Below are 24,763 nucleotides of genomic sequence, written 5' to 3'. Positions count from 1 at the left end.
CACGCTCGGGGACCGTCGCCGCCTGCCCAGGACTCACACCTCGCATGCGCAATCAATGGCCGAAAGTGCGCGGCATCACACCGGACCGCCGCAGGACGAGCAGAGATCATTTAATTCCAGAATTCGCGGAATACAATTTCCTGTGTAATCACAATTCCTGCAAGCGTGCGTCAACACGGACTCGGTCACCCCCCTTTCAGGTCACCCGCATTCCCCCGAATGCCCCAAAGCCGGCCTCCGGTGACCCTCGTTAGGTGAGCGTGACGCGATTGGACTGGCAGACCGCCGAGGATCATCAGACGACCACGCTGCGCTGGAGCGGTGATGTGGATCTCACGTCGTGCTCGGACCTGCTCAATGATTTCCTGAAGAGAATCAACATCATGGAAAATGAATACCGGCGGACAATGGCAGATTTGTACCGGGCGTCCTGAGGTAAGGGGGTAAATCGATGGACACCTGGAACATCCCGGCAGCGGACATCGCGCCGAACGACTGGGACCCGGTCGAGGAGCTGGCTCAGATGCTGGCCACACCGACCGGCGTGAACCCCGTCGCCACCCCGCTGGTGCCGCCCCCGCGCGGGACCGGCCGCCGACGGCTGCGTCAGCAATCCCATCTGCTCGACGGCGGACGACGCGTCACGCACATCACGCTGCTGATCGCGACGGTCTCCCTGTGTGCGGTGTGCATGCTGGCCTGGTCCGTCTGCTATTCCTATGGGCAGCTGCGCGGAATCGCCTCGTCGGTGCTGCCGGTGAGACTGGCGCAATACTGGCCGCTGATGGTGTACGGGCCATGGTTCGTGGCCGCTCTTTCCGTCCTGCGGGCCACCGCCCAACGCCGTAGTGCACGGCGCCCGTGGTGCATTATGGTGGCCGCTTCCGCGATGGCCGTGGCGCTGTGCGTCAGCCACTCGTCACATGCGCGGCTCTCGTTGGTGATCTTCGGGATTCCGCCGGTCACCGCTCTGGTGTGTTTCTGGGAACTGGTCGGCCAGATCACGGCCAGGAGCCGCCCCCGGCATGCCACGCACAACATCCGCCGAGTTGCACACAGTGAAGGCGGCGCTCCGACGCCATGACGCGGCTGTTCGGCGCCATGGACGCGACAGGGGGGAGGATGTGGCCGCCTTCCGCCGCTTCAACCGGTACTTCACGCGCCGCATAGGCGTCCTGGACGACCACTACCTCGGTCAGGACCGCCCGCTCGGCGAGGCCCGGCTGCTGTTCGAGATCGGTGAGGGGGTGTCCCTGCGGGAGCTGCGCGGGCGGCTCGGTCTGGACGCCGGTCACCTCAGCCGGATGGCGAAGGCGCTGGAGGCCCAGGGCATGGTCCGGCTCGCGGTGCCCGCGCACGACAACCGGCTGCGCATGGTCGAGCCGACCCCGGCCGGCCGCGCCGAGGTGGCCGAGCAGCAGCGCCGCGCGGACGCCCTCGCCGCCGGTCTCCTGGAGGGCCTCACCCCCGCCCAGCGGGCCGAGCTGACCGGGGCCATGGCGACCGCGTCGCGGCTGCTTCGGCTGGCCGGGATCACCGTACAGAGCGTGGACGGCGCCTCGGCGGACGCGCGGGCCTGCCTGGACGCCTACGCGGCGGACATCGACGCGCGCTTCCCCGAGGGCTACGACAAGGCGGCCCTGGTCCGGCCCGAGGAGGTGACCGGGGACGCCGGCGCCTTCCTGGTGGCGTACGAGGAGCGGCGGCCGGCGGGCTGCGGGGCCCTCAGGCGGCTGGCCCCCGGGGTCGGCGAGATCCGGCATGTGTGGGTGCACCCCGAGGCGCGCCGGCTCGGGCTCGCGCGGCGGCTGCTGGCGGGGCTGGAGCGGGAGGCGCTGGCGCGCGGCCTGGCGGTCGTACGCCTGGACACGCACGCCGTGCTCACCGAGGCGCAGTCGATGTACCGGGCGTGCGGGTACACCGAGATCCCGCGCTACAACGACGACGTCTACGGCGGCCACTGGTTCGAGAAGCGGCTGCTTGCGGAGGACGGCGCCTGACGCCCGTCGGACGAGGCCGAGTTGGGCCAGGGGCCCCGCATACGGCAGAGCTCGGCACCCCCACGGCGGGGTGCCGAGCTTTGCCGTGTCTCCGGAAGGTGTCTCCGGAACTGTCAGATGAGGCCCAGCGAGCGAACCGCCTCGCGCTCCTCCTCCAGCTCCTTCACCGACGTGTCGATGCGGGCGCGGGAGAACTCGTTGATGTCCAGGCCCTGGACGATCTCGTACTTGCCGTCCTTGGTGGTGACCGGGAAGGAGGAGATCAGGCCCTCCGGGACGCCGTAGGAGCCGTCCGAGGGGATACCCATGGAGGTCCAGTCGCCCTCGGCGGTGCCGTTGACCCAGGTGTACACGTGGTCGATCGCGGCGTTGGCGGCGGAGGCGGCCGACGACGCGCCACGGGCCTCGATGATCGCGGCACCACGCTTGGCGACGGTCGGGATGAAGTCCTCGGCCAGCCACTTCTCGTCGTTCACGACCTCGGCGGCGTTCTTGCCGGCGACCGTGGCGTGGAAGATGTCCGGGTACTGGGTGGCGGAGTGGTTGCCCCAGATGGTCAGCCGCTTGATGTCGGCGACCGTCGAACCCGTCTTCTTCGCGAGCTGCGTGAGCGCGCGGTTGTGGTCCAGGCGGGTCATCGCGGTGAAGCGCTCGGCCGGGACGTCCGGCGCGGCGGCCTGCGCGATGAGCGCGTTGGTGTTGGCCGGGTTGCCGACGACCAGGACCTTGATGTCGTCCGCGGCGTGGTCGTTGATGGCCTTGCCCTGCGGCTTGAAGATGCCGCCGTTGGCCTCCAGCAGGTCGCCGCGCTCCATGCCCTTGGTGCGGGGGCGGGCGCCGACCAGGAGGGCTACGTTGGCACCGTCGAAGGCGACGTTCGGGTCGTCGGTGATGTCGATGCCCTGGAGCAGCGGGAAGGCGCAGTCGTCCAGCTCCATGGCCGTGCCCTCGGCGGCCTTGAGCGCGGGCGTGATCTCCAGGAGGCGCAGCTTGACCGGAACGTCCGCGCCGAGCAGCTGGCCGGAGGCGATGCGGAAGAGCAGGGCGTAACCGATCTGGCCGGCCGCGCCGGTGACGGTGACGTTCACGGGAGTGCGGGTCATGGCGTTCTCCGTATGACAGCTGGCGGTGGGGCGTCCCTGCCCCGGGCGGATGATCGATCTCTTGGCGTCAAGAGATCGATCCAGCGGTCAGGCTATCGCGCATCCGGCATGCGAGACGTACAGGGCCGTGTGGCTCACCCCACAAGTCGGACACATGGCGAAACGAAGGGGCGGCCGCCCGTCCGGAGAGGGGGAGAGGACGGAGGCGGCCGCCAGGTGGGGGTACCGGACTACCGGACTCCCGTGGGGGGTAATGGGCCGCGTGCCCAGAATCCGGCCCACCATGCACCCGCCCCGGAATTTCATTCTCCCGGTTCTGCGCACGCCGTCCGCGCCCGCCCTACTTGGTGCACCCCGTCCGCCCGGATGCCAGGGTCGCGCAGGCCTTGGCCTCCGTCGCGTTCTTCACGGCGACCATCGGGGTGTAGGCGATGGTGTCGCCGACGCCGGAGGTCTCGCCGGTCTGCCGGGCCTTCCCGGCGAGGACCTGGACCTTGTCGCCCTCGGCGGCGCCGGTGATGCGGCCCCAGGCGGTGCCGCAGGCCTTGCTGTAGCGGACCTCCAGGGTGGTGGTGCCGATGGTGGCGGTCCTGGCCGTGGTCACCAGGTCACCGCTGCACCCCATGGCCTCGGCGTCCTTGCCGGTGCAGGCGGAGCCGGTGCACTTGACCCCGGGCGGCGGGGTCGCGTGCGTGGTGGCGCTGGGGGACGGCGGCTTGGCGGCGTTGTGGTGCTTCGCGCCGTCCCGGTTGGTGAAGAAGAAGACGGCGCCGATGACGACGAGCACGCCGACGAGCCCCGCCACGAACATGATCAACCGCTGCCGTCCCGCGTTCCCGGGGGCCGGGGTGCCTCCCCCATCGGGCCGGGGTTCCTGTGGCCGGCCGTCATACGGGTTCGGGGTGTTGGGGGTCCAGCCGGGGCCCTCGGGCGAGCCGGCGGGCCGCACACCGTTCGCGGCAGCGGCGCCGGCGCCCGCGCGCACACCGGTGCCGGGGCGGGCGCTCGCCGTGGACGGACCCTGATACCCGGCCAGCCCCCAGGAGTTGACGCCGCCCGAGTTCCCGCCGCGCCCGGCACCGTCCCGGCCGCCCGGCCCCGGGCCCGCACCGTCGGCCGACCCCCGGCCCACTCCGTCGGCCGTACCCGGGCCCGCCGCGTCGGCCGCACCAAGGCCCGCGCCATCGCCCGCGCCACGGCCCGAACCACCGCCCGCACCGCGCCCGGAACCACCGCCCGGCCCAAGCCCCACTCCCCCGGCCGGCCCACGACCGGAACCGTCGGCCCGATCACGGCCCTCGGCCCGATCACGCCCCGCCCCCTCCCGCGCGTCGGCGTCGGGGGCCGTCGGCTGGGTGGGGATCGTCGGGGAGACTCCGGCCGGGCCGGCGACCCCCATGGCCGCGCCGGTACCCTTGCGGCCGGACGGGCCGCCGGTCGCCTCCGCCGCGCCGAACTCCCCGAGCGCGGCGCGCGCCTGGGATATGCGGATCGCCTCCATGGTGCGGTCGTGCCGCATCTCGGCCCGGCTCCAGGCGCGTTCGGCCAGCTCCCACATCGTGGTCAGATGCACCAGGTTGGTGCCCGTGACCTCGGCGAGCGCGACGATCGCGCCCTTGGGCGCGAGAAGCCGGCCGCCCAGGTAACGCTCCCAGGACGTCTTGCTGTAGCCCGTGCGGTCGGCGAGTGCCGCGACGCTCAGGCCGCTGCGGTCCACGAGCCGACGCACCTGGCTGGTGAACTCCTTGATCTGCGGATCCAGATCCTCCGGCAGATCTTTCCAACGAGGCATCGCTTCCCCCCTACTTCCCCCGTCCTGGCTACCCACAAGGATGCACTGCCTAAGGATCCCAGTTCCCGGAGTGGGGGCGCGCGGGAGCACGGACGGCGCGCGCGGACACCGTAGCGGAACGGTCACTTCCGTGCCACAGCGCATGGACAGGCGTTGAACAGGCGGTTCTTGGGCGGAAGGCTGATTCCCGGCGGCGGTTCGCCCTTCCTCGGGGGAGAGGGCGAACCGCCGTTCAGCGGCGCGAGTTCCGGCCGGCAGGATCCGGCGGCGCGCGGTGCGGTCCGGCGCTACTTGCTGCTGCTGAGCGTGACGTGCAGGAGGTCCTTCAGGAACGGTATCTGCAACCACGGATTCGGCTGGGCCATCATCGCCAGCAGGACGATCGCGAGGCCGAGGACGCCGTAGGTGGCGATGTCCGTGAAGCGGGAGCGGACGGCGAGCATGCCGACGCTCGGCAGTATCCAGCGCATGACCGCGCCGGCCAGCAGGGCCGCGCCGATCAGCACGGTGCCGACGCGGAACAGGTCGAGGGCGGTCAGCAGCAGGCCGAGCGCGACCCCGCCGAGCACCACGAGCATGGGCCACTGCCGCGCCGGGGCCGGGGCGTCACCGGACGCGGCCCGGCCGCCGCCCTCGGGCCGCGCGGTGTCCCGGGTGATCCGCGGGAAGCGGCGGGTCCGCCTCGGACGCTCCTCGGCGCCGGTGTGCACTCCGCGGGTGACCGCCCCCGCGCGGGCGTTCTCAGCCGACACTGCGCTCCGCCGCCTCGACCACGTTGACCAGCAGCTGCGCCCGGGTCATCGGGCCCACGCCACCGGGGTTCGGGGAGATCCAGGCGGCCACCTCGGCCACGTCGGGGTGCACATCACCGACGATCTTGCCCTCTGCGGTGCGGGAGACCCCGACGTCGAGGACGGCGGCGCCCGGCTTGACGTCCTCGGCGCGGATCAGGTGCGGGGAGCCGGCCGCCGCGATGACGATGTCGGCCCGCTTCAGGTGGGCGGCGAGATCGCGGGTGCCGGTGTGGCACTGGGTCACGGTGGCGTTCTCGCTGCGCCGGGTGAGCAGCAGCGGCATGGGCCGGCCGATGGTGACACCGCGGCCGACGACCACGACCTCGGCGCCCTTGATCTCCACGCCGTGGCGGCGCAGCAGGGTCAGGATGCCGTTCGGGGTGCAGGGCAGCGGGGCCGGCTCGTTCAGCACCAGCCGACCGAGGTTCATCGGGTGCAGCCCGTCGGCGTCCTTGGCCGGGTCCATCAGCTCCAGGACGCGGTTCTCGTCGATGCCCTTGGGCAGCGGCAGCTGGACGATGTAACCGGTGCAGTCCGGGTCCTCGTTCAGCTCCCGTACGACCGCCTCGATCTCCTCCTGCGTCGCCGTACCCGGCAGCTCGCGCTGGATGGAGGCGATGCCGACCTGCGCGCAGTCGCGGTGCTTGCCGGCGACGTACTTCTGGCTGCCGGGGTCGTCCCCGACCAGGATCGTGCCGAGGCCGGGCGTGACGCCCTTCTCCTTCAGCGCCGCCACGCGGGCGGTCAGATCGGACTTGATCGCGGCTGCGGTGGCCTTGCCATCGAGAATCTGGGCGGTCATACCCCCATCCTCGCGGATGACCCGCCCCCGGTTCCAATCCGGGTCCCCCGCCGCCCGCCCCGCCGTGTCACGACATGATCGGTGATGTTGCACTTGCACAACACCTCCGTCATGCGGCTGGACAAGTCAGTAACCGGTCAAGAACGATGAGCAGACAGTGCAGCGGGCAGCTCATCGGGGGGACGGACCGCATCTGTAGAAACCCTCCTCCGTGCAGTGCCGCGCCTCGTCCCCGCACTCGACACAACGGAGGAAACACCGCCATGAGCTTCGGCGACCCGAACAACCCCTACGGCCCGCCGCAGGGCCAGCAGCCCGGCTACGGCCACCCGCAGGGCCAGCAGCCCGGTTACGGCTACCCGCAGGCCCCGCCCGTCCAGCAGCCGTACGGCGGCGTCGGCGCTCCGATGACGGCCATGCCGGGCAACGTCAGCGCGGCCCGCGTGCTGCTCTGGGTGATCGTCGGTCTGCAGGTCATCGGCGTGGCGATCTTCGTCTTCGCCGGTGTGGCCCTCAAGAAGGCCAGCAACGACAGCTCCGTGCCGTCGACCCTCAGGGACTACCCGGTCGGCGTGATGTGGGCCTTCGCGGCACTCGCGCTCGCGTGGCTGGTGTGGGCGGCCGTCCTGGCCTCCAAGTTCACCACCGGTGGCAACGGCCTGCGCGTCACGGCCCTGGTCTTCGGCATCATCACCGCCGTCCTCGCGCTCTACCCGTTCACCGTCCTGGGCATCATCCACCTGGTGCTCGGCATCCTGATCGCCTGCTTCGTGGGCGGCTCCAACGGCAAGGCCTGGTTCAACCGGCCGCGCTACTGAACGCGCCCGCGCGACGGAACAGTTCGCGCCATTTCAACGCCGAGGGCCGTGTCTCACCCGTCCGGGGGAGGCACGGCCCTGGTGTGTCCCCCTAGTCTGACCGGGTCGGCCGGGGTGGCCGTCAGGCACGGGGAGACGCACCTTGTACAGCATCGTCGTCGTACCTCCGCCGACCCCGGAGGACCGACAGCCGAGCACCCGGACCGGCTCGCCCCGGGTGAGCGCCTCACCTTCGGACGGGCCTGCGGCAACGATCTGACGATCCCGCACGACGGGGTCTCCCGCCGGGCCGGGGAACTGAGCGCCCAGGGTGCGTTCTGTTCTTCAAGCAGGACGGCAGCGTCCGCTGGACCTCGACGGCGTACGAGGCCGGCACGGCCACCTGGGACCCGATCTGGTCCCCGCGCCCCTGCTGACCCGAACAGGCCGACGGCCTCCGGCTCCCTCGGGGGAGGGCCGGAGGCCGTCGGCCTGTCCATGGGGCGAGGTCAGTGGAAGAAGTGGCGCGTGCCCGTGAAGTACATCGTCACGCCCGCCTCCTTGGCGGCCTCGACGACCTGCTCGTCACGGATCGAGCCGCCCGGCTGGACGATCGCCCGCACGCCGGCCTCGATGAGGATCGCCGGCCCGTCGGGGAAGGGGAAGAACGCGTCCGAGGCGGCGTAGGAACCGCGCGCCCGCTCCTCACCGGCCCGCTCGACGGCCAGCTTGCAGGAGTCGACCCGGTTGACCTGGCCCATGCCCACGCCGACCGATGCGCCGTCCTTGGCGAGCAGGATCGCGTTGGACTTCACCGCGCGGCACGCCTTCCAGGCGAAGGCGAGCTCCTTGAGCTCCTCGGGGGAGAGCGCCTCGCCGCTGGCCAGCGTCCAGTTCGCCGGGTCGTCGCCGTCGGCCTGGAGGCGGTCGGTGACCTGGAGCAGGACACCGCCGTCGACCTGCTTGGCCTCGACCCGGTTGCAGGGCGCGCCGGGGGCCTTCAGGACCCGGATGTTCTTCTTCTTGGCGAGGGCCTCCAGGGCCCCCTCCTCGTAGTCCGGCGCGACGATGACCTCGGTGAAGATCTCCGCGACCTGCTCGGCCATCTCCCGGCTCACCGGCCGGTTGACGGCGATGACACCGCCGTACGCGGAGACCGGGTCGCAGGCGTGCGCCTTGCGGTGCGCCTCGGCGACATCCGAACCCACCGCGATACCGCAGGGGTTGGCGTGCTTGATGATCGCGACGCACGGCTCGTCGTGGTCGTACGCGGCACGGCGGGCGGCGTCCGTGTCCGTGTAGTTGTTGTACGACATCTCCTTGCCGTGCAGTTGCTCGGCGTCCGCGAGCCCGCCGCTGCCGTCGACGTACAGGGCGGCCGGCTGGTGCGGGTTCTCGCCGTAGCGCAGGGTGTTCTTGCGCTCGTAGGTGGCGCCGAGGAAGTCGGGGAACTGCGACTCGTCGACCGGTGCGTAGGAGGAGGCGAACCAGGAGGCGACGGCCACGTCGTAGGCGGCCGTGTGCTGGAAGGCCTCGGCGGCCAGGCGCCTCCGGGCGGCGAGGTCGAAGCCGCCGTCCTTGACGGCCGCGAGCACGTCGGCGTACCGCTCGGGGCTGGTGACCACGGCGACCGACGGGTGGTTCTTGGCGGCGGCCCGGACCATGGACGGGCCGCCGATGTCGATCTGCTCCACGCACTCGTCGTCCGAGGCGCCGGAGGCGACCGTCTCGCGGAAGGGGTACAGGTTGACGACGACGAGGTCGAACGGCTCCACGCCCAGCTCGGCGAGCTGCTCGCGGTGGCTCTCCAGCCGCAGGTCGGCGAGGATGCCCGCGTGCACCCTCGGGTGCAGGGTCTTCACCCGGCCGTCCAGGCACTCGGGGAAGCCGGTCAGCTCCTCGACCTTGGTGACGGGGACACCGGCGGCGGCGATCCGCCCGGCCGTGGACCCGGTGGAGACCAGCTCGACACCGGCCTCGTGCAGCCCGCGCGCGAGCTCTTCGAGCCCGGTCTTGTCGTAGACGCTGACGAGCGCGCGGCGAATGGCCCGCTTGCTGCTCTCGGCCGTGACTGTGCTCTCGGCGGTCACTGGATTACTACCTTTCGTCCCTCAATGCGATAGCCGTTGCGGGCGAGCCGCCCCACGACCTCGACGAGCAGCCTTCGCTCGACTTCCTTGATGCGCTCGTGCAGCGCGCTCTCGTCGTCCTCGTCCCGGACCTCGACCACGCCCTGAGCGATGATCGGGCCGGTGTCGACGCCGTCGTCGACGAAGTGGACGGTGCAGCCGGTGACCTTGGCGCCGTACGCGAGCGCGTCACGGACGCCGTGGGCCCCCGGAAAGCTGGGCAGCAGGGCGGGATGCGTGTTCACGAACCGCCCGCCGAACCGCGCGAGGAACTCTTTCCCCACGATCTTCATGAACCCGGCGGAGACCACGAGATCGGGCTCGTACGCGGCCACGGCCTCGGCGAGGGCGGCATCCCACTCCTCGCGGCTCGCGTGGTCCTTGACCTTGCACACGAAGGTCGGCAGCCCGGCCCGCTCGGCGCGGGCGAGCCCCTCGATGCCGTCTCGGTCGGCCCCTACGGCGACGATCCGGGCGCCGTACCGCTCGGCTCCGGTGCGCTCGATCTCGTCCAGGAGCGCCTGCAGATTGGTGCCGGATCCGGAGGCCAGCACGACGAGGCGCTTGACCGCTGGGCCAGCGGGGGTGGCGGCCACGATGGGGCCCTTTCTCGGGGTGTCTTTGGTTCCGGCCGGCGCTTTGTACATTCGCACGAATGCGTTACGCCCCTCGATACAGGGAAGTCTACGAAGCGGCCGACCGTCAGCAACGATACCGGCACACGGGAAGACCCCCACGGGACGGGGGCGTGGCCGGAAGGTAGCGTTCGTGGGGAATCGAGAAGGGGGCTGTCTCCAGCAGCCCCGGGAACGCGGTCCTCATGCGGTGCGTTCACGGGGTGGAAGCTCACGTCGGACTGCCTTGTTCACCTAGGGGAAGACGCTCTTTTGATGCCCGATCGCAGCCTGCGACTCCTGACGTTCCCTCTGCGCACGGCCCAGGGAGGCGAGCGTCGTGCCGTACTGCTGCGGGAGCGGCCGGCCTCGCCGCCGGAGGCGCCCCAGGGCGGGCGCGACGGTGACGGACGGGGCAGCGGGCCGCAGGACGACAATCCCTTCGCGCCGCCGCCCGAGGGCGCCCCCGACCGGCCCTGGCAGCCCCGTCATCCCGAAGGCTCTCAGGGCTCCGGCCACGGGGGCGGCTCGCCGTGGGGCAACCAGTGGAGCGACCGCCAGCCCGGCCGCTCCCCCGGCGGCTTCGGCGAGCGGCCCGGCGGCGGCCCCCAGGGCCCCGGCGGACCCGGCGGCACCCCCGGCGGCATGCGCTGGGACCCGACCGACCCCGCCCAGCGCCGCGCGCGCTACGCCCTGCTCTCCGGCATGTGGGCCGTCTTCTTCGCCCTGTTCAGCTGGCCGTACGTGGCCCTGCTGCTGGGCGCGCTGGCCCTGTACTGGGGCATCAGCGCCCTGCGCGCCAAGCCACGCACGCCGGACCCGGACACCCCGACGCCTCCGCCGGGGGCGGGCCGGCCCCAGGTGACCGCGGCCGTCGGCGGCCTGGTCACGGCATCCCTGGCCCTGGTCCTCGTGGCCTCGACCTTCACGGTCCAGTTCGTCTACCGCGACTACTACACCTGCGTGAACGACGCCCTCACCCACGAGGCCAAACAGTCCTGCGACCGGCTGCTGCCGCAGGAGCTGCGGGGCGTTCTGGGGACCGGGAACAGCTGAGCATCCCGCTCGGGGCACGCGCGTCAGTGCGGTTCGGGGCATGCGCGTCAGTCCGGTGAGGTGCCGGGTGACGGGTGGTCGGTGAGGCCGGGGCCGCGGTCCGCGGGGGGTGTCGGCTCCGTAGGGGGTGGTGACTCCACAGAGGGCATCGACTCCACAGAGGGCATCGACTCCGCAGAGGGCATCGACTCCACAGGGGGCGTCGACTCCGCAGAGGGCATCGACTCCACAGAGGGCATCGACTCCACAGGGGGCGTCGCCTCCACAGAGGGCATCGACTCCGCAGAGGGCGTTGACTCCGCAGGGGGCGTCGAAGGGACTGTGGGGCTTGCCCAGGGGGCGGGCAGGTCGCGGGGGGCGGCTGCCTCTCGCAGGGCCGTCCAGCGTGAGGCGCGTGCCAGGTCGTCGTGCCAGTCCGGGGGGAACGGGTCGTCGGTCGGGAGGAAGTCGTACAACTCCTCCTCGTCCTCGTCCTCGGCAGTGGTCTTCCCCTGTGCCTTCGCCGGGTCCAGCGTCTTCCCCTGTTCCTTCCGGTCCCCGGAGTCCCCCGTCCCCTGCGGCGGGATCTCCCCGTCCCACGCGCGCCGGCCCCGCAGCCGCCACGCCCGTACGGTCAGTGCCACCGGCATGCCGAACAGCGCCGTCCACGCCCCCGCCGCTCCCCCGGTCTGCCACCACACCGGTCCGAAGCGGGCCAGCGCGGACACGCCCAGCGGGCCGCCGGCCAGGCCGGCGAGCAGGGCGAGGGCCGCCGCGCAGAGCGTTGCCGTCAGCAGCAGGACCCCTGCGGTACGCGCCGCCGACCAGCGGGCCGGTGCCGGTGCGCCCGGCTCCGGGCGTCCTGCGGCCACGCGCGCCACGAACCACCCCGCCGTCACCCCGGCCGCCACCGGCACCAGTCCCGCCGCCCAGTTCGGCGGCGCCCCGGCACCGGCGTCCGGCACCGCCGCCAGCAGGGGGAACGGCGGCAGCAGCGGGGCCGGGTCGGAGGCGAAGGGCTGCACCACATGCCCGACGCCGAGGAGGAAGCCGGGGCCGAGGGCGTAGGACGCGGCCCACACCGCCGCGTTGGGGACCAGCGCGACGCCGAGCAGCAGCACCGCGAACCGTCCCGTCCATCCCTCCGTCAGCTGGACGAAGGACGCCCGCGCCGCCCCGCCGTGCCACACGAGTGACACCGCGACCAGTAGCGCCCCGCCGCCGAAGAACACCGCCGTGGCGGCACCGGTGGCCCGGACCGCCGTACCCAGCCGGGCACGTTCGTCACCCCCGAACACCAGCCGCCGCACCGGCCCCGGCAGCACCGCCAGCGCCCTCAGCACCGGCTCGCGGGGACGGCCGTACGCCGACCACACCCCAGCCGCCGCCGAGGCCGCCGCCACCAGCGGCAGACACACCGTCACCCAGGCCCAGCCGGGCCGCAGTTCGCTGTCCGAGCAGTACAGCGCGAGCGCGCAACCGACGCCGAGGTAGCCGAGGACGACCCCCGTCCACACCGTGTGCGCCGGTACCGGCGGCGGGCCGTCGCCGTCGGCGGGCGCGTCCACCGCGTCCCTGGCCGCCCGGTACACCAGCCAGACCGGCAGCACGAGCAGCAACAGCGGGGTCACCCCCACCGGCAGGGGCGCGCCGGAGAGCGTGTCGGTGCGGACCAGTTCGACGCCGTGGGCCAGCAGCCACAGCGCGGCGGCGACATGCAGCGCACCGCCCGGACCGCTGTCGGGATACGGCGAGCTGACCCACAGCACCATCACCAACGCGGCGAACGAGCCGAATCCGAGTCCGGCCGCGACGGCGCCGCCGAGCAGGCTCGCGGCCAGTCCGGGCTCGCGGTCCCGCATCCGGGTCAGCATGGGCGACAGGGACGGTCGGCGAGCGGTCATCAGGATCACGCCCGCCATGCTCCCAACGACACGCGCCTTCCCGTCGTAACAGGCGAACCTCCGTAGTGTCGCCCAATATACTTTTATGTTCTTTTTCGTACGGAAGGGTGCACGGTGACGACGCAGCACAGCGCCAGTGCGCTGACGCCCGCTCAGGCCTTCGACGCGCTCTACGCGTACTGCGCGCCCGCCCTCGTACGCCAGACCTTTCTGCTCACCGGGCGCCGGGAGCCGGCCCGCGAGGCCGTGGCGCGGGCCTTCCAACTGGCCTGGCAGCGCTGGCCCGAGGTGACCCGGGACCGGGATCCGGCCGGCTGGGTGCGGGCGACGGCGCACGAGTGCGCGCTCTCGTCCTGGCACCGCTTCCGGCCCCGGTACCGGCACCCGGAGCCGCCGCCCGCCGACCCGGCCGACCGGGCGCTGCTGCACGCCCTGCTGCAACTGCCGCCGACGTACCGGCGCACGCTCGTCCTGTACGACGGTGTGGGCCTCGGCCTGCCGGAGACGGCGGCGGAGACGGAGGCGAGCACACCGGCCGCCGCGAGCCGGCTGGCCCACGCCCGCGAGGCGCTGACCGCGCAGTTGCCGGAACTGGCCGACCCCGCCGAGCTGCATCGCCGGCTGCGGGCGCTGGCCTCGGCCGAGCCCTTGCGCGCGGCCGATCCGGAGCCGGTGCGGCGGGAGGGCGAACGGCGGAACGTGTTCTGGACGCGGGCGGCGATCGGGTTCACGGCGACGATCATCGGCGCGACGACGCTCACGGTGTGGTCGGCCCCGACGCACTACGCGGAGCCGATCGCTCCGGCGCAGGCGGTGGAGGGGGTTCCGCCGGTGAGGGTGTTGGGACCGCTGTCGCGGGAACGGCAGGCGTTGCGGGCGAAGTTGCGGAGCGCTGCCGCCAGGGGGCCCGAGAGACTGGTCCCGCTGGCCGGATGAGCAGCTGCGCCCACCAGCGTGGTGAGCGGATACGCCGGTAGGCCCGTCCCGGCGAACGGAACGGGCCTACCGACAGTCGGCTGAGAAGCTCAGCCGCCCAGGATCTCGCGGGCGAGCTTGGCCGTCTCGGTCGGGGTCTTGCCGACCTTGACGCCGGCGGCCTCCAGGGCCTCCTTCTTGGCCTGCGCGGTGCCGGAGGAGCCGGAGACGATGGCGCCGGCGTGACCCATGGTCTTGCCCTCGGGCGCGGTGAAGCCCGCGACGTAGCCGACGACCGGCTTGGTCACGTTCTCCTTGATGAACGCGGCCGCGCGCTCCTCGGCGTCGCCACCGATCTCACCGATCATCACGATGAGCTCGGTCTCCGGGTCGTCCTGGAACGCGGCCAGGGCGTCGATGTGGGTGGAGCCGATGATCGGGTCGCCACCGATGCCGACGGCGGTGGAGAAGCCGATGTCACGCAGCTCGTACATCATCTGGTACGTCAGCGTGCCGGACTTCGACACCAGGCCGATGCGGCCCGGCTTGGTGATGTCGCCCGGGATGATGCCGACGTTCGACTGGCCCGGGGTGATGATGCCGGGGCAGTTCGGGCCGATGATGCGGGTCTTGTTGCCCTTCTTGCCGGCGTACGCCCAGAAGGACGCCGTGTCGTGCACGGCGATGCCCTCGGTGATGACGACGGCCAGCGGGATCTCGGCGTCGATGGCCTCGACGACCGCGTCCTTGGTGAACTTCTCCGGCACGAAGATGACGGTGACGTTGGCGCCGGTCTTGTCGATGGCGTCCTTGACGGAGCCGAAGACGGGTACCTCGGTGCCGTCGAAGTCCACGGTCTGACCCGCCTTGCGCGGGTTCACGCCGCCCACGACGTTGGTGCCGTCACCGAGCATGAGCTTCGTGTGCTTCATGCCGGTGGAGCCGGTCATGCCCTGGACGATGACCTTGCTGTCCTTGTTGAGCCAGATAGCCATGGTGTGTTGGTGTCCTCGTCCTGAGTGCTTACTTGGCGGCGTGGGCCAGCTCGGCGGCCTTGTCGGCCGCGCCGTCCATGGTGTCGACGCGCTGCACCAGCGGGTGGTTGGCGTCGGTGAGGATCTGCCGGCCCAGCTCGGCGTTGTTGCCGTCGAGGCGGACGACGAGCGGCTTCTCGACCTTCTCGCCGCGGTCCTCCAGGAGCTTCAGGGCCTGCACGATGCCGTTGGCGACCTCGTCGCAGGCGGTGATGCCACCGAAGACGTTCACGAAGACGGACTTGACGTCCGGGTCGCCCAGGATGATCTCCAGGCCGTTCGCCATGACCTGGGCGGAGGCGCCACCGCCGATGTCCAGGAAGTTGGCGGGCTTGACGTTGCCGTGCTTCTCACCGGCGTACGCGACGACGTCCAGGGTGCTCATGACGAGACCCGCGCCGTTGCCGATGATGCCGACCTCGCCGTCGAGCTTGACGTAGTTGAGGTTCTTCTCCTTGGCGGCGGCCTCGAGCGGGTTGGCCGCGGCCTTGTCGTGGAGCTCCTCGAACTCGGGGTGGCGGAACTCGGCGTTGTCGTCGAGCGACACCTTGCCGTCGAGGGCGATGACCTCGCCGGAGGCGACCTTGGCCAGCGGGTTGACCTCGACCAGGAGGGCGTCCTCCTTGATGAAGGTGTCCCACAGGCGGATGAGGACGTTCACGACCTTGTCCGCGACCTCGGCCGGGAACTTGGCGGCCGCGACGATCTCACGGGCCTTGGCCTCGTCCACACCGTCGATCGGGTCGATCGGCGTCTTGGCGACGGCCTCCGGACGGGTGGCCGCCACCTCCTCGATCTCCACGCCGCCCTCGACGGAGGCGATGGAGAGGAAGGTGCGGTTGGCACGGTCGAGGAGGAAGGAGACGTAGTACTCCTCGAGGATCTCCGGAGCGGTCTCGGCGATCATGACCTTGTGGACCGTGTGGCCCTTGATGTCCATGCCGAGGATGTCCGTCGCACGGGCGACGGCCTCGTCCGCGGAGGCGGCCAGCTTGACGCCACCGGCCTTGCCGCGACCACCGACCTTCACCTGCGCCTTGACGACGGACTTGCCGCCCAGACGCTCGGTGATCTCGCGCGCCGCCTCAGGCGTGTCGATGACTTCACCGGCCAGCACCGGTACATCGTGCTTGGCGAAGAGGTCCCTCGCCTGGTACTCGAACAGGTCCACGCGCTTCCGTCCCTATCAGTGATCTCGCGGTTCGTTGGATGCGTGGGCGTGCCGCGAAGGGCAACGTGACGTCCGCTTGTCACAAGGGAGGCGCACACGGTGTCCGAGCGCGCGGCATGTCCGTCTCGCAGGTTATCGCCGCTTGCGGGGGCTCCCTAAATCGAGGGTCACACCCGAGCGGTGATACCTGTCACATGATGCCGGGTTTGCTGGCACAGCGTGCCGATTGATGGGGCCGGATGAGCGCGGATCGGTGGCTTCGGCGGATCGGGGCCGATCGGCGGTGGATCAGTGGCTTCGGGGCATGTGCGAGGCCTCACCGGGCTGGGGTTGACCCGGTGAGGCCTCTGAGGCGGCCCCGGTGGTGCCGGGGCCGGGGCGGTTGATCCCCACCCCAATGGGGACCACCCGCCCGGGCCGCGGGGCCCCGGCCGGACGTGCCGACGGCATTCGGCCGTTCGGGTCCGGACACCCCGCGGAGCGGTTCGGGGCACTCGGCGCTGCTACCGAATGCCCTGTCCGGCGCCGTGCACGTCGTACCCGTCCGGAAGGTCCCGGACGTCCTGGAGGTACGTCGGGACGGCGGCACGGGCGACCCCTTCGACCCCGCCGGCGGCATGCCCGGCGAGCGAGCCACCGGCGTCCCGGACCGTGCCGTGGACGTCGTGGGCGAACCCTCCGGCCTGCCGGCCGACCGGCCCGACCGCACCGACGGCCCCGCCCGCGAAGGGCGGCACCTGGGCGGTGGCGCCCTCGGCGAAGGTTCCGGTCCGGGTGGTCACACCGTGCGCGAGCGGGGGTACGGCGCCGACGGCACCGCTCGCGAAGGGCTGGACGTCACCGGCCACGCCGTGGCCGAGGGCGCCCGCGTCCGCGACGGCCTGCCCGGCGACCGGCACGATCCCGTGCACGGCACCGGCGGCCACCGGCGGCAGCACCGCGTCCGTGGCGTCCTGCCCGACGTGCCCGGCCGACCCGCCGACGTATGCCCTCGCCCCCGCGGCCACCGGCTGCACGTCGCCCACGGCTCCCGCGGCGACCCCGTGGACCCCGGACACGGCGCCCCCGGCGGTGCCATACGCGCCGGACGCGGCGTCTCCGGCCGCCGCGTAGGCACCGGTCACGGCTTCCCCCGCCGTCCCATGGGCACCGGACGCGGCGTCCCGGGCCGTGGCGGCGGTGTGCGCGACGGTTCCGTACGCACCCGACACGGCAGCCCTGGCGGTGCCGTACGCACCCGACACGGCGCTCTCGGCGACGCCCGCCGCCCCGGAGACCGCGCTCCCGGCGACTCCGTGCACGGCGGAGGCGGTGTGCTGGACGGACCCGTACCCGCCCGCCGCCGCGTGCCCGGCCGTGCCCGGTACGCCCGTCACGGCCTGGCCGGCGACCGGCACCGCGCCGTTCACCGCCGCCGAGACCACCGGCGGAACGGCGGCGGCCGTCGTCTCGTCCACCACCGGCGTGACCGCACCGGGCACGGCCCGCACCGTGCCGACGACCCGCTGCTCGGCACCCGTGGCCGTGCCGGTGACATGCGCGGGCGCACCCGCGACGGTCCGCTGAACCGTCGTCCGTACGACTCCCTCGACACCCTGCGTCTTCGCCCGGGCCGCCGCCTGCGTGGCCTGGAGCTTGGTCTGGGCGGCGGCCAGGGCCTCCTCGACCTCGGGAGCGAAGGAGGAGAGCGGGCCGAAGAGGTAGTCGATCTCGTCCTGGGGAGTGCCGTGGGGAACCGCCGGGGACGCGGCCGAGGCGGCGTGCGCGGCCGTTCGGACGACATGGGCGCCGTGGGCGACGTGGCCGTCGACGTGCGTGCCGTCGGCCTGGACATGCGCCTTCGCCTCACGGGCCGTCTGAGCGCCCCTGACGGCCTCGGCGCCCCGGATCTGCGCGGCGGCCGGGACCACCTCGGCATCGACGTGGCGGCGGGCCTGGTCGGCCGTGCCGGTGGCGGTGGACGCCGTCGAGGTGAGCGAGGTGGAGGAGGCGGCCGGAGCGGCCGGCGTGGCCGCGCCGGCCGTGCCGGTCAGGCCGGAGACGGTGTCTGCGACGGTGTTCTGAACGCCGGAGACGGTGTCGTGGACGCCGGTGAGGACGCCGTCGACCGTCCCGGCGACGCTGTCGGTGCCCGCGTCCGGCACGGTGACGGAGGTGGTGGACAGCTCATCGGCGCTGGCGGCGGCCGAGCCGAGCGCCCACGCACCGGTGACACCGGCGGCTATCACGATCGAACGGCGGATGTTCTTGTTCATTGCGTGCGTCAAGTCCTTCGGAAACGGCTGGAATCGGCTGGAGGTGCCGTCCGGAGACCGCTGCACGCCGGTCGCGGTGAACGCTTCGACGGCTGACAGCGCTGATCGCTGAAAGGGTCCGGACGGACGGGGCAGACCTGTTACGCCCCCGCTCGGCAGGTCCGTGGCGGGAGGTCGGCCCTGTTGCCTAGCCGGGGAAGACGGGGATGTCCCGGTGCCGGTCCCGGGTGCGGGGCGCGTCGACGCGCGCGGTGGCGCCGGGTGCGAACCGCAGGGGCGCCCGGTCGTCGAGGGTGACGGCGTGCGCGTCGCCGTGGCGGGACGCGCTGCCGTCGGCGGCCTGCTTGCCGAGCACGCCGTCGGAGTCCCCGGTGGGCACGGGCCGGCCGGGGACGCCCAGGGCGGCAGCCCCGTGGCGCGCGAAGGTCTGCGCCGCAGGCTGCGACACGGGAGCGGCCGCCTCCGGGCCGTACACGGCGGCCGGCGCCGCTGCGCCGCCGGCGGTACGGCCCTGGGCACGGGCGTGCCGCTGCTTGTGCCGCTCCACGGAAGCTGGCGCCGCCGTACCGCTGTGCCGCTGCGGGCCGGGCGCCGTGGACCTCGGCTGCAGCGTCAGCCGGACGGGTCCGTCCGAGACCTGAGTGAGGTCGGGCAGGGGCAGGGAGGGCGCCGCGGTCCGGGGCTTGTCGGCCACGGCTTGGGCGACCGTGGTCTCGGCGGTCTGGACAGACTCGACGGTCCGCGAAACGGTGGTGCGCACGTCGCGTACGGGAGCGACGGCCTGTTCGTCGGCGGTGTGCACCTGGACGGCAACCCGCTCGGCGGCCGTCCGAACCACCCGCACCGCCGGTACCGGGTCATCGTGCCCGGCGATCCCCACGGACCGCACCGGCGTCGCCTGCGCCGGCACCGGGGTCCCGTCGGCCGCGTGCGCCTGTTCGCCGCAGAGGAAACCCAGCGCGAACAGCCCGCCCACCATCAGCACCAGTTGGAGCACACGCCGCCCGGCCGCCGTACGCAGTAGGCGCACGGTGCCACCAAGAAGGGCTGCTGGGAAGGTCAAGGAGCTGAACATCCTCGGCTCGGTACGACATGGGCTCCGCCGATACTTGCACGGCCCGCCCGAGACCGCGCAAGCCCAGTGTTACCGATGGGTAGTCATGTCCCCTTTCCCGCCCCTTTCGTGCCCGCCGTCACACGGTGTCCGGTATCGGCAGCGGCCGCTTCTCCAGTGCGGCGGCCATGACTTCGGGGAACAGGTCGGGGGTGCAGGCGAAGGCCGGTGCGCCGAGCGCGGCGAGCGCGGCCGCGTGCTCCCGGTCGTACGCCGGCGCGCCCTCGTCCGACAGTGCGAGCAGCGCCACGAACTGCACCCCGGACGCCTTCATGGCCGCCACCCGCTTGAGCATCTCGTCGCGGATGCCGCCCTCGTAGAGGTCGCTGATCAGCACGACCACGGTCTCGGCGGGCCGGGTGATCTGTGACTGGCAGTAGGCCAGCGCCCGGTTGATGTCCGTGCCGCCGCCGAGCTGCGTGCCGAAGAGGACGTCGACCGGGTCGTCCAGCTGGTCGGTGAGGTCGACCACCGCCGTGTCGAAGACGACCAGCCGGGTGCCGATCGACCGCATGGAGGCCAGGACCGCGCCGAACACGGACGCGTAGACCACGGACGCTGCCATCGACCCGGACTGGTCGATACAGAGGACGACCTCCTTCTTCACGGACCGGGCGGCCCGCCCGTATCCGACGAGCCGTTCCGGCACGACCGTGCGGTACTCGGGCAGGTAGTGCTTGAGGTTGGCCGCGATGGTGCGGTTCCAGTCGATGTCGTGGTGGCGCGGGCGGCTGATCCGCGCGCTGCGGTCGAGCGCGCCGGTGAGCGTGGCCCGCGTACGGTTCGCGAGCCGTTTCTCCAGGTCCTCGACGACCTTGCGCACGACCGCGCGTGCCGTCTCCTTCGTCGTCTCCGGCATCGCCTTGTTCAGCGAGAGCAGCGTGCCGACCAGGTGCACGTCCGCCTCCACCGCTTCCAGCATCTCCGGCTCCAGCAGCAGGGAGGCGAGGCCGAGCCGGTCGATGGCGTCGCGCTGCATGACCTGTACGACGGAGGAGGGGAAGTAGGTGCGGATGTCCCCGAGCCACCGCGCCACGGACGGCGCCGAGGCCCCGAGCCCCGCCGAACGCTCCCGCCCCGCCTGCGGCTTGTCCCCCTTGCCGTAGAGCGCGGCCAGCGTCCCGTCCATCGCCGCGTCCCGCCCGGACAGCGCGCACCCGGTGCCGTCGGCCTGCTCCCCACCGAGCACCAGCCGCCATCGCCGCAACCGCTCCCGCACCGGGTCCTCGCCCTCCAGCGACATCGATCCAGTCGTCATACACCCACCCCCGCAAGGCTGTTGCCCTCGGTCGTGTCACACCTGCTCGCGCCGCACGGGGTCGCGAGGCACCCGTTCGTGTCCGGCTCGGCGGCCGCCGGCTCGGTCGGCGCCGGCTCGGGCCTCTCCTGTGCAGCCGTCCCGCGTTCGGCCGGCCGCCAGGGGTCGGGGGCGGCCGGTCCAGGCTCGGCGGGTTCTCGCCGGGCCGGGGCGCGCTCGCTCGGTTCTCGCCGGGCCGCGTCACGTTCGGTCGGGTCGGCCAGGCCGAGCAGCAGGCGCAGCACCGGCAGTACGGCGTCGGCGCGCCGGAGGTCCGGTTCGGCGGCGAAGCCGGGTGTCATGGGCCCGTGGGCCACCCGGCCGACTGCGCCTCCGGGGCCGCGCCGGACCAGTTCGCCGAGCGTTCTGCGCACCCCGGGCTCATAGGCCGCGAACGTGCGGCGCAGCAGCGGCAGTACGTCCGTGAACGCCTCCGCCGGGACACCGGTCAGCCAGCTGTCCACGAGGCCGAGCAGCCGCTCGTCGTGCACCAGCAGCAGCCCACCTCCGCCGCCGACGAAGCCCTCGATCCAGGCGGCGGCGTCGGCGGGCGGAGTCCCCGGCGACAGCGCGAGCCCCATCTGCCGCGCCGCCTCATCGGCCCCCAACTCACCGTCGTCCAACAGCAACCGCACCGCCCGCCCCCGCAACACACCCGGCACGCTGTCCCGCAACGACAAGGTCCGCAGCACCGCTCGCCAACGGGCGCGCAGATCACCGTGCCCGGCACGGGGGACGGCACCGCCACCCGCACCGACACCAGCAGGCTCGCCGGCACCGGTACCGGAACCCGCACCCGGGCCGCCGGCACCGGCACCACCAGGCGCATCCACACCGGCACGCTCGCCGGCACCCGCACCAGCACCCGGCCCGACCGGGTCACCGGCACCCGCACGCTCACCCGCACCCGAACCCGCGCCCCCACCGCCGCCGGCCCCCGCCGCGGCCACCGTCTCCGCCAGCAACCCCACCGCCGTGTGCACGGCGTCCACATGCCCGCGCATCTCCTCCGCCGCGTCCGTGTCGAGCGCGGCGCACGCCGGGGGCAGGCCGACGAAGATGCGTTCGGCGAGGCCCGCGGCGACGTCGGCCAGCGCGCCGGTGTCGGTGCCGCGCACGTCTCCGTAGCGCAGGGAGCGGACGAGGGCGGGCAGGGCCTGGGCGAGATGCCCCACGTCGGTGTCGAGCGCGGCCCGGTCGGCGAGGAACCGCATGACCAAGGGCAGGGCGTCCGGCAGCCCGGCCAGCAGACACTGCTCGGCGAGCGCGGTGACATCGGCGAGGGTGCGCGCGGCCGTCGCGTCCGCCTCGGCCCTGGCCTGCGCCGCGCCCAGTACGGTCGTCCCCCACACGCCCGCCTCGGCGACCCGCACCGACAACTCCGGCTCCCAGCGCAGCCGCCACGTCTCCCGGAACGTGCCCATGCTCCCCCGGGACCGCGTGGGCTCGCCCCAGCCGACGCCGAGCAGCCGGAGCCGGTGCAGCAGCCTGCTGCGGCCGGCGTCGGTGTCACCCCGCAGGTCCAGCTCCAGTTCGCGCTCCAGCGCCTCGGGTTTGAGCCGCAGCGAGCGCTGTTGCCGGGCCAGGTCGCGCTGGAGCGGCACCGCCGGCGCCGCCTCCGGGACCTCGCCCAGGACGTCCCCGACCACCAGCCGGTCGTGCACCAGGTCCAGCGGCATGTCCGAGCCGTCGCCCATCACCGCGCGCACCGCGTCGGTGGTCTCGCTCAACCCCGGCAGCGGGCGGCCGCGCAGTGCCGCCAGGGTCTCGGCGAGCCGGACGGCCTCGATGACATGGGCGGAGGACACGATCCGGTCCTCCTCGCGCAGCAGCCGCGCCACCTTGGTCAGCCACCGCTCGACCGGCCGGTCGGGGGCGTGGAACAGATGGCCGTACCAGCCCGGCGAGTCGATGCCCGCGCCGTACCCGCTGGACCGGGCGAGCCTGCGGTGGGTCCAGGGCACCCAGGTCAGGTCCGCCTTGACCTTGGGCAGCCCCTTCAGCAGGGACCGGTCGGCGGCGACGGTGGTCTTCTCGCGCAGCGCGGGCACATGCCAGGCCCCGCAGACCACGGCCACCCCGTCGCCGAACTCCTTGCGCGCGGCGCGCAGCCGGAGCCGCATGTGTGCCTCGCGGACCGGGTCCCGGGAGTGCCCGCCGACGCCGTACCGCTCGCGGAGTGCGCCCATCGCCTCCTCCAGCGCGGCGAACGGGGCGAAGGGGTCCCGCTCCCCCGGGCCCCGGTGCTCGACCACGTCCTCCCACCAGCGCTCGGGGTCGTCGTATCCGGCGGCCTCGGCAAGCACCGCGAGCGGGTCGATCCGGGCCTGCTCACAGGCGTCCTGAGCCTCGTCGCCGTCCCGGGAGCCACGGTCGCCCTGCTGCCCACCGGCCTGCTGAGGCTCGTCGGCGCCCTGCCCGCCTCCCCCGGGGCTCTCAGGAGACGCCTCGCCCTCCCATGCGAGCGTGTGCGCGGCCGACAGGTCGATGAAGTGGGCCGGGACGCCGTGTTCCAGGGCCCAGCGGATCGCCACCCATTCGGGGCTGAACTCGGCGAACGGCCAGAACGCCGAGCGGCCTGGCTCGTCCACGGCATGGGCGAGCAGGGCCACCGGGGGCCGCAGGTCCGGGTCGGCGGCCAGCGGGATCAGCGCGTCGGCCTCGGGCGGGCCCTCGATCAGGACGGCGGCGGGCCGGGCGGCGTCCAGGGCGCCGCGCACCGCGCGGGCGGAGCCGGGGCCGTGGTGCCGCACGCCCAGCAGGAGTGGTCCCGAGGCATGGGCCTTGGGCCAGCGGGTGTCGTCGGTCATGCGCTCACCTCCCGGCAGGCGCGGTAGAAGTCCGTCCAGCCCTCGCGCTCGCGGACGACCGTCTCCAGGTACTCCTGCCAGACGACCCGGTCGGCCGCCGGGTCGCGCACGACGGCGCCGAGGATGCCCGCGGCGACGTCGCCCGGGCGCAGCACGCCGTCGCCGAAGTGCGCGGACAGGGCGAGGCCGCCCGTGACGACGGAGATCGCCTCGGCCGTGGACAGCGTGCCGCTGGGCGACTTCAGCTTGGTGCGGCCGTCGGCGGTGATGCCGTCGCGCAGCTCGCGGAAAACGGTCACGACGCGGCGGATCTCCTCGATGCCGTCGGGCGCGGCCGGCAGGTCGAGGGAGCGGCCGATCTGCTCGACCCGGCGGGTGACGATGTCGACCTCGGCCTCGGCGCTCTCCGGCAGCGGCAGCACCACGGTGTTGAAGCGGCGACGCAGTGCGCTGGAGAGGTCGTTGACCCCTCTGTCCCGGTCGTTGGCGGTGGCGATGAGGTTGAACCCGCGGACCGCCTGGACCTCCTGGCCCAGCTCGGGGACGGGCAGGGTCTTCTCGGACAGGATCGTGATCAGCGTGTCCTGCACGTCGGCCGGGATTCGGGTCAGCTCCTCCACGCGCGCGGTCATGCCCTCGGCCATGGCGCGCATGACGGGGCTGGGCACCAGCGCGTCGCGGCTCGGTCCGTGCGCGAGCAGCTGTGCGTAGTTCCAGCCGTACCGGATCGCCTCCTCCGGGGTGCCGGCGGTGCCCTGCACCAGCAGGGTGGAGTCCCCGCTGACGGCGGCCGCCAGATGCTCGGACACCCAGGTCTTGGCGGTGCCGGGGACGCCGAGCAGGAGCAGGGCGCGGTCGGTGGCGAGGGTGGTGACGGCGACCTCGATGATCCGGCGCGGGCCCACGTACTTGGGTGTGATCACCGTGCCGTCCGGCAGGGTGCCGCCGAGCAGATACGTCGCCACCGCCCACGGCGACAGCTTCCAGCGGGCCGGGCGCGGGCGGTCGTCCTGCGCGGCGAGTGCGGCGAGTTCGGCGGCGAAGGCGTGCTCGGCGTGCGGGCGCAGCGCCTGTGCGCTCTCGGGCGCGCCCTCGCCATCGGTCGGTTCGGCGGTCGTCGGTCGCACGGACGCAGACGCAGACGTGGCAGACGCAGACATGGCTGACATGGCTGAGGCCCCCTCCAGCTCGGCCGGT

20 protein-coding genes and 1 pseudogene are annotated in these 24,763 nt (G+C 72.8%); 7 read left to right on the top strand and 14 right to left on the bottom strand.

Going from position 1 to position 24,763, the window contains the following annotated elements; all coding sequences use genetic code 11:
* The first annotated feature begins 254 nt into the window (after window positions 1-254).
* From ACZ418_RS05870 to ACZ418_RS05860, 3 genes are read left to right on the top strand one after another with little or no spacing between them, the layout of a single operon-like run.
* Entirely contained in the window at window positions 255-434 is a 180-nt protein-coding gene (locus tag ACZ418_RS05870) for a hypothetical protein (RefSeq protein ID WP_468357490.1), read from the top strand.
* A 17-nt stretch (window positions 435-451) separates the two neighbouring features.
* Entirely contained in the window at window positions 452-1,084 is a 633-nt protein-coding gene (locus ACZ418_RS05865) for a DUF2637 domain-containing protein (RefSeq protein WP_468357487.1), read from the top strand.
* 40 nt (window positions 1,085-1,124) lie between these two features.
* Window positions 1,125-2,000, top strand: a complete 876-nt coding sequence (locus ACZ418_RS05860) for a GNAT family N-acetyltransferase (RefSeq protein ID WP_468357484.1) — start codon at window positions 1,125-1,127, stop codon at window positions 1,998-2,000.
* Window positions 2,001-2,113: 113 nt separating this feature from the next.
* On the opposite strand, the gene ACZ418_RS05855 is transcribed toward ACZ418_RS05860, so the two are convergent.
* From ACZ418_RS05855 to ACZ418_RS05840, 4 genes are all read right to left on the bottom strand, one after another.
* Window positions 2,114-3,103, bottom strand: a complete 990-nt coding sequence (locus ACZ418_RS05855; protein ID WP_468357481.1) for a malate dehydrogenase — start codon at window positions 3,101-3,103, stop codon at window positions 2,114-2,116.
* Between the two features lie 340 nt (window positions 3,104-3,443).
* Window positions 3,444-4,895 carry a helix-turn-helix domain-containing protein gene (locus ACZ418_RS05850; RefSeq protein WP_468357478.1) on the bottom strand — a complete coding sequence of 484 codons (1,452 nt, stop codon included), beginning with the start codon at window positions 4,893-4,895 and terminating at the stop codon, window positions 3,444-3,446.
* A gap of 287 nt (window positions 4,896-5,182) precedes the next feature.
* On the bottom strand, window positions 5,183-5,605 hold the full coding sequence (locus ACZ418_RS05845; protein WP_468358874.1) for a DUF3017 domain-containing protein: 423 nt from the start codon (window positions 5,603-5,605) through the stop codon (window positions 5,183-5,185).
* A 31-nt stretch (window positions 5,606-5,636) separates the two neighbouring features.
* Window positions 5,637-6,491 carry a bifunctional methylenetetrahydrofolate dehydrogenase/methenyltetrahydrofolate cyclohydrolase gene (locus ACZ418_RS05840; protein WP_468357475.1) on the bottom strand — a complete coding sequence of 285 codons (855 nt, stop codon included), beginning with the start codon at window positions 6,489-6,491 and terminating at the stop codon, window positions 5,637-5,639.
* A 263-nt stretch (window positions 6,492-6,754) separates the two neighbouring features.
* On the opposite strand from ACZ418_RS05840, the gene ACZ418_RS05835 reads away from it, so the two are divergent.
* Both ACZ418_RS05835 and ACZ418_RS05830 read left to right on the top strand, forming a co-directional pair.
* Entirely contained in the window at window positions 6,755-7,309 is a 555-nt protein-coding gene (locus ACZ418_RS05835; RefSeq protein ID WP_468357472.1) for a hypothetical protein, read from the top strand.
* A gap of 142 nt (window positions 7,310-7,451) precedes the next feature.
* Window positions 7,452-7,627, top strand: a pseudogene (locus ACZ418_RS05830) (FHA domain-containing protein); the annotation flags it as partial.
* A 170-nt stretch (window positions 7,628-7,797) separates the two neighbouring features.
* Here ACZ418_RS05830 and purH read toward each other — a convergent pair.
* Complete coding sequence (gene purH, locus ACZ418_RS05825; RefSeq protein ID WP_468357469.1) at window positions 7,798-9,378, bottom strand: bifunctional phosphoribosylaminoimidazolecarboxamide formyltransferase/IMP cyclohydrolase; 1,581 nt, start codon at window positions 9,376-9,378, stop codon at window positions 7,798-7,800.
* Window positions 9,375-10,064 carry a phosphoribosylglycinamide formyltransferase gene (gene purN / locus ACZ418_RS05820; protein ID WP_468358871.1) on the bottom strand — a complete coding sequence of 230 codons (690 nt, stop codon included), beginning with the start codon at window positions 10,062-10,064 and terminating at the stop codon, window positions 9,375-9,377. The genes purH and purN overlap by 4 nt, the downstream gene beginning before the upstream one ends.
* 243 nt (window positions 10,065-10,307) lie before the next feature.
* Between purN and ACZ418_RS05815 the strand changes: the two genes are divergently transcribed.
* Window positions 10,308-11,087: a hypothetical protein gene (locus ACZ418_RS05815; RefSeq protein WP_468357466.1), complete on the top strand. Its 780-nt coding sequence runs from the start codon at window positions 10,308-10,310 to the stop codon at window positions 11,085-11,087.
* A gap of 47 nt (window positions 11,088-11,134) precedes the next feature.
* Here the strand turns inward: ACZ418_RS05815 and ACZ418_RS05810 are convergent, their stop codons facing one another.
* On the bottom strand, window positions 11,135-12,988 hold the full coding sequence (locus ACZ418_RS05810) for a cell division protein PerM (RefSeq protein WP_468357463.1): 1,854 nt from the start codon (window positions 12,986-12,988) through the stop codon (window positions 11,135-11,137).
* Between the two features lie 96 nt (window positions 12,989-13,084).
* Between ACZ418_RS05810 and ACZ418_RS05805 the strand changes: the two genes are divergently transcribed.
* A complete protein-coding gene (locus ACZ418_RS05805; protein ID WP_468357460.1) occupies window positions 13,085-13,906 on the top strand; it encodes an RNA polymerase sigma factor in 822 nt (273 codons plus the stop codon).
* Window positions 13,907-13,995: 89 nt separating this feature from the next.
* On the opposite strand, the gene sucD is transcribed toward ACZ418_RS05805, so the two are convergent.
* The 7 genes from sucD to ACZ418_RS05770 all read right to left on the bottom strand — a co-directional run bounded on the left by sucD (window position 13,996) and on the right by ACZ418_RS05770 (window position 24,726).
* Window positions 13,996-14,880: a succinate--CoA ligase subunit alpha gene (sucD, locus tag ACZ418_RS05800; RefSeq protein WP_468357457.1), complete on the bottom strand. Its 885-nt coding sequence runs from the start codon at window positions 14,878-14,880 to the stop codon at window positions 13,996-13,998.
* Window positions 14,881-14,908: 28 nt separating this feature from the next.
* A complete protein-coding gene (sucC, locus tag ACZ418_RS05795) occupies window positions 14,909-16,090 on the bottom strand; it encodes an ADP-forming succinate--CoA ligase subunit beta (protein ID WP_468357454.1) in 1,182 nt (393 codons plus the stop codon).
* 503 nt (window positions 16,091-16,593) lie between these two features.
* Window positions 16,594-18,345 (bottom strand): hypothetical protein, encoded by a 1,752-nt coding sequence (locus ACZ418_RS05790; protein ID WP_468357451.1) that lies wholly within the window; start codon window positions 18,343-18,345, stop codon window positions 16,594-16,596.
* A gap of 187 nt (window positions 18,346-18,532) precedes the next feature.
* On the bottom strand, window positions 18,533-19,375 hold the full coding sequence (locus ACZ418_RS05785) for a hypothetical protein (protein ID WP_468357448.1): 843 nt from the start codon (window positions 19,373-19,375) through the stop codon (window positions 18,533-18,535).
* Window positions 19,376-19,538: 163 nt separating this feature from the next.
* Window positions 19,539-20,717 carry a VWA domain-containing protein gene (locus ACZ418_RS05780; RefSeq protein WP_468357446.1) on the bottom strand — a complete coding sequence of 393 codons (1,179 nt, stop codon included), beginning with the start codon at window positions 20,715-20,717 and terminating at the stop codon, window positions 19,539-19,541.
* On the bottom strand, window positions 20,714-23,566 hold the full coding sequence (locus ACZ418_RS05775; protein WP_468357444.1) for a DUF5682 family protein: 2,853 nt from the start codon (window positions 23,564-23,566) through the stop codon (window positions 20,714-20,716). Before ACZ418_RS05775 ends, ACZ418_RS05780 begins: the two co-directional genes overlap by 4 nt.
* Entirely contained in the window at window positions 23,563-24,726 is a 1,164-nt protein-coding gene (locus ACZ418_RS05770; RefSeq protein ID WP_468357442.1) for an ATP-binding protein, read from the bottom strand. The genes ACZ418_RS05775 and ACZ418_RS05770 overlap by 4 nt, the downstream gene beginning before the upstream one ends.
* Between the last annotated feature and the right edge of the window lie 37 nt (window positions 24,727-24,763).

This window comes from Streptomyces sp. NPDC030820, assembly GCF_055572075.1.
The sequence above is the reverse complement of the archived record's forward strand: the minus strand, read 5'-3'. Positions and strand labels throughout refer to the sequence as shown.